Genomic DNA, 1,361 nt, shown 5'->3' with positions numbered 1-1,361 from the left:
GTAATTACCCACCCCGGTAGTTGCAGGGTTTAGGCGCCAACGGTCTTTAGGATGGTGCCGAAGGGACTTCTTCCTGTGAGGCGCGCGGTATCGACGACGGTGCGGATGGCGGCCTCGCCCTCGGCGGCCCACATCGCTCGGTAGCCGTTGGTCATCTTCCGCTGGATGACCGCCGGGCGCAGCAGCCGCTCCGAGCCGTTGTTGGTCGGCTCGACAGTGCCCGGGTAGGCGAGGAAGACGAGGAGCTGAGCGCGGGCCCGGCCGATCTTGGCCTGCAGATCGCGAGTCAGATCGCAGCCGCTCGGCGTGGCGAGGATGGCCCCGAGTTGTCGGTCGAGGCTCCGGCGCTTGGCTGTCAGGGTCGAGGTGGCCAAGGTGGTGATGCGCTCGGCCAGGGCGAACACGGATTGCAGCCAGAGCTGCAGACGCCAGGGCACCGGATCGTCGCTCGCCTCGACGACGTAGGCGACGTCGCGAGCGAGATGGGCGAGGCAGGTCTGGTGTTCGGCCGCATGGCCCTGCTGGGCCGTGTAGCGGTCCGAGATCCACACCGCGGGCCGGTGCCCATCCATCATCTCGCGCACCACGATGGCGCCCCGCGTCGGCGAGGCCGTGTGCACCACGGCGTCGGCCGCGTGGAACACCCAGTGGTAGGCGTTGCTGCCCTCGATCCGCACGCCGGTCTCGTCCGAGGCGACCACCGCGGCCTTGCGCAGGGCGGACACGGCGGCCTCGTGACCGGGGCGGAAGCGGCTCTGCGCGCGCTGGAGCAGGTTCATCAGCCCGCCCTGGCTGAGGGTGAGACCAAACAGGTCCGACAACGCCGCCTGCAGCCGCTCGTAGGAGAGCGCTTGGTAGGTCTTCAGATAGGTCGCCACCGCATGCAGCCGCGGGCCGAAGGGGGTGCCACGGGCCGCCTCCGGCACCGGTGCGACGACCCGAGCCCCGCAGGTCGGGCACTGCACGGCCAGCCGTCGATGCTGCGTCACGACCGGTGCCACCTCCGGCAGCTCGATCCGCTCGGACACGCTCACGAGTTCGGCGGGAAGATCTCCGTGCAGGGCGCCGCCGCAGCACGCGCAGCGGCCGGGACGATGCTCGACGACGGCGGCGGGATCGTCGCTCATCACCCGGCTGTGGCCGTCGTGCCCGGGCTTGGCCCCGCCGGGCTTGGATTGCTCCCGCCGCTCCTTGCGGTCGGTCGCCGGTGGCTTCGAGGACGTGCGCGAGGTCTTGTCCGGACGCTGCAGCCGCAGCACCAGCTCGATCAGCTCCTCGCGGCTCAACCGCTCAAGATCGCTGCGTCCCATCCCACGAGGGAATCAGCGAAACCCAACCCGCGCAAGGGCCTGAGTAATTAC

Annotated in this window: 1 protein-coding gene; it reads right to left on the bottom strand. The window is 70.0% G+C overall.

Annotated features, from left to right (window positions below; genetic code table 11):
• Positions 1–29: 29 nt before the first annotated feature.
• Positions 30–1,310, bottom strand: coding sequence for an IS66 family transposase (gene tnpC, locus MKK75_RS22995; RefSeq protein WP_244044834.1), 1,281 nt, complete (start codon positions 1,308–1,310; stop codon positions 30–32).
• Positions 1,311–1,361: the final 51 nt, after the last annotated feature.

Source organism: Methylobacterium sp. J-030 (genome assembly GCF_022829545.1).
Taxonomy (GTDB): domain Bacteria; phylum Pseudomonadota; class Alphaproteobacteria; order Rhizobiales; family Beijerinckiaceae; genus Methylobacterium.
Note: the sequence above shows the minus strand (reverse complement) of the source record. Positions and strands in the feature narration are given on the sequence as shown.